Origin of the sequence: Staphylococcus intermedius NCTC 11048, assembly GCF_002902385.1 — a bacterium.
Taxonomy (GTDB): domain Bacteria; phylum Bacillota; class Bacilli; order Staphylococcales; family Staphylococcaceae; genus Staphylococcus; species Staphylococcus intermedius.
In genome coordinates this window covers 1-2,880 of sequence record NZ_PPQH01000072.1, presented here as the reverse complement: position 1 = coordinate 2,880, position 2,880 = coordinate 1, and the positions used below count along the sequence as shown (strand labels likewise).

7 protein-coding genes are annotated in these 2,880 nt (G+C 39.1%); all 7 read left to right on the top strand.

All coding sequences use genetic code 11. The annotated features are described in order from the left end of the window. Positions 1-384: dCTP deaminase/dUTPase family protein (locus tag CD138_RS12135; protein WP_103265995.1), on the top strand; the 384-nt coding region annotated here is incomplete at its 5' end. A 36-nt stretch (positions 385-420) separates the two neighbouring features. Beyond that, complete coding sequence (locus tag CD138_RS14075) at positions 421-639, top strand: DUF1381 domain-containing protein (protein ID WP_019168265.1); 219 nt, start codon at positions 421-423, stop codon at positions 637-639. Further along, positions 636-779 (top strand): hypothetical protein, encoded by a 144-nt coding sequence (locus CD138_RS14325; RefSeq protein ID WP_019168266.1) that lies wholly within the window; start codon positions 636-638, stop codon positions 777-779. Before CD138_RS14075 ends, CD138_RS14325 begins: the two co-directional genes overlap by 4 nt. Beyond that, positions 779-931: a DUF1514 family protein gene (locus CD138_RS14320; RefSeq protein ID WP_019168267.1), complete on the top strand. Its 153-nt coding sequence runs from the start codon at positions 779-781 to the stop codon at positions 929-931. The genes CD138_RS14325 and CD138_RS14320 overlap by 1 nt, the downstream gene beginning before the upstream one ends. Beyond that, entirely contained in the window at positions 931-1,350 is a 420-nt protein-coding gene (locus CD138_RS12125; RefSeq protein WP_019168268.1) for a DUF722 domain-containing protein, read from the top strand. The genes CD138_RS14320 and CD138_RS12125 overlap by 1 nt, the downstream gene beginning before the upstream one ends. Positions 1,351-1,652: 302 nt before the next feature. Next, the gene (locus CD138_RS12120) at positions 1,653-2,141 is read left to right on the top strand and encodes a terminase small subunit (RefSeq protein WP_019168269.1); all 489 of its coding nucleotides are present in this window, start codon (positions 1,653-1,655) and stop codon (positions 2,139-2,141) included. Beyond that, a partial coding sequence (locus CD138_RS12115) for a PBSX family phage terminase large subunit (RefSeq protein WP_103265994.1) occupies positions 2,125-2,880 on the top strand: 756 nt, incomplete at its 3' end. The genes CD138_RS12120 and CD138_RS12115, both read left to right, overlap by 17 nt.

The window sequence follows — 2,880 nt, the reverse complement described above, 5'->3', positions numbered from 1 at the left end:
GTAAACATTCCTAAAGGATATGTGGGTCTATTAACGTCAAGAAGTGGCGTGAGTAGTAAGACGCATCTTGTTATCGAGACAGGCAAAATTGATGCAAGGTTTCATGGAAATATGAAGATTAATATTAAAAATGATAATGAGGCACTAGCAAGTTATGATTCATACAGTTTTAGCCCTTTGGCTTTAGATATTGCAGGCGAAACTATTCAAGTGGATTCAGATTACAAAGAAGAAGTTATGATTGGTACTTATCAAATCAACAAAGGCGATAAACTCGCACAGTTAGTTATTGTGCCTATCTGGACGCCAGAGTTAGAACAAGTGGAGGAGTTCGACAGTGAGTCAGCAAGAGGAGAAAAAGGGTTCGGGTCAAGTGGATACTAAAGACATACTAACTAAAGTGAAAGAGGTGCTTAATAAATGACTCAATACCTAATCACCACATTCACAGATTCAACAGGTCAAACGTTTACGGAAGTGGTTAAACCACGGCACAATCAAACGTTTACTGTTGTGGAGGCAGAAAGTAATGAAGAGGCGTTGAGTAAATATAAAAAAGAAGTATTTATTAATAGTTTCCGCTTAGCTAACAAAGGTGTCAGGGACTTCCGAAATAAATTTTGGGGGACGAATAAATGAAATACATCATCACAATAGCAGTGATTTTATACATTGTGTACTACTATTACATTCGTTTAACTGCTAACGACGAGGTAGACACATTTAACGACTATGGTCATATCGACTTAAACAATATACGCGAGGAGGTGTCGGATTAATGTGGCTTATTATCATAATAATATTCGTATCGCTTTTGCTTGTAGGTAGCATGATTGAAAATGGGAAGTTGCAAGGTGAGTTAAAGTTAAAAGATTATGAAATAGAGGTTTTAAGAAAAGAGTTATTCGGCGACAAGGGGGACAATGAATAATGTCATTGAGAAAGTCAACGATTAATTATTTGGAAAGTGAGTTGCGTAATTACCCTTACATGGATAAGGACATCAATAGAGTGCGTGAAGAAGTGTTACACCCTTACACCGAAATTGATGAGAACATCGGTGGAGGTCGCTCAGGTGCGAACGTGAGCGTGACAGAAATTAAAGCGACACGTGTTGTGAATGACAGACGGCTGGCACAACTGACTAGATTGAAAGTTGCTATAGAGATTGTGTATAACGAAACGAGCGACGAGGGACGTAAGTTAATGGATCTATACTACTTTGCTAAACCACGTACGCTTAATTTAACTGGTGTAGCTGATGAGATTTACATTTCAAAGAGTACAGCATATGACTTGCGTAAAGGGATATTGAAGATGTTGGCGGACGAATTAGGGTTGATTCACTAGCCACTGGAAAAAAGTTGGAAAAATGAAGTCACTTTATGTGTAACAATGTTAATGTACAGAAATGTACAACGATGATTCCTTTTGGTTTTGATGCTTAGTCTCCTTTATTGATATTAAATGAACGTGAAGGCGCCCTCGAGGCGTCTTTCTTGTATGTTGATATGAGTACGTGATGCGTGCTGATATGAGTGTACAACTCAAATAAACATCAAAACAAAATCACTAGGCGCCGTACAATGTATGGTGCCTTTTTATTATGTCAAAACAAAGGCGTATAGCCGTGAGAGTTGGTGGTAAATGAGATGAACGAATTGAATAAACGACAGAGAACATTTGCAGAAGCGTATGCTATACCTGGCACAGAGTGTTATGGAAATGCTACTAAGTCAGCGATTAAAGCTGGTTATAGTGAAAAAACGGCTCGCTCACAAGGTCAAAGGTTGTTGACAGATGATGACATTAAGAATTACATCAGAGGGGTTGAGCAACAGCTCTTTGACGAAAATATAATGAGTGGAAAAGAAGTGCTGTATCGACTAACTAAAACTGCACGTGGTGAACATACTGAGGTCGAAGCCATCGTCACTAAAACGGGGGACTACAAGGAGAATCCTGACACTGGCAGAATGCAACTTGTCTATGATGAGGAAGTTCAATTGGTATCTAAACCACCGAAAATCAGTGATCAAAACAAAGCACTCGAACTTTTAGGTAAGCACCACAAACTATTTACTGATGTACAAGATATGAATTTAAATGGCGCGGTGACGTTTAATGACGACATCGATTAATCTGTCAGAACTGATACCTAAGCATTTCCATGATTTATGGCGAGCGACTAGAGACACTAACAAACTTAACATTGTAGCTAAAGGTGGACGTGGTAGTGGTAAGTCAAGCGACATATCTATCATCATTACACAACTAATCATGCGCTATCCGATGAACGCTGTTGTTGTGCGTAAAACAGATAACACGTTAGCTACATCGGTATTTGAACAAATCAAGTGGGCGATTGAACAACAGAAAGTTTCACACTTGTTTAAGGTTAAGGTGTCACCGATGGAGATAACATATATTCCTCGCGGTAACCGTATTATCTTTAGGGGCGCACAAAACCCAGAACGATTGAAATCATTGAAAGACAGTCGTTTCCCTTTCTCGATTATGTGGATTGAGGAGCTGGCAGAGTTTAAGACAGAAGATGAAGTTACAACCATCACTAACTCACTTTTACGTGGAGAATTGGGCGATGGTCTTTTTTATAAGTTTTTTTACAGTTACAACCCGCCTAAACGTAAGCAGTCGTGGGTTAACAAGAAGTACGAAACTTCATTTCAACCTGAGAACACATTTGTTCATCATTCAACGTATTTGAATAACCCTTATATATCAAAGCAATTTATACAAGAGGCAGAAGCAGCGAAACAACGCAATGAGATGCGGTATCGTTGGGAGTACATGGGTGAAGCAATCGGAAGTGGTGTTGTACCATTCGACAATTTGCGAGTTGAAACAATACCCGATGAC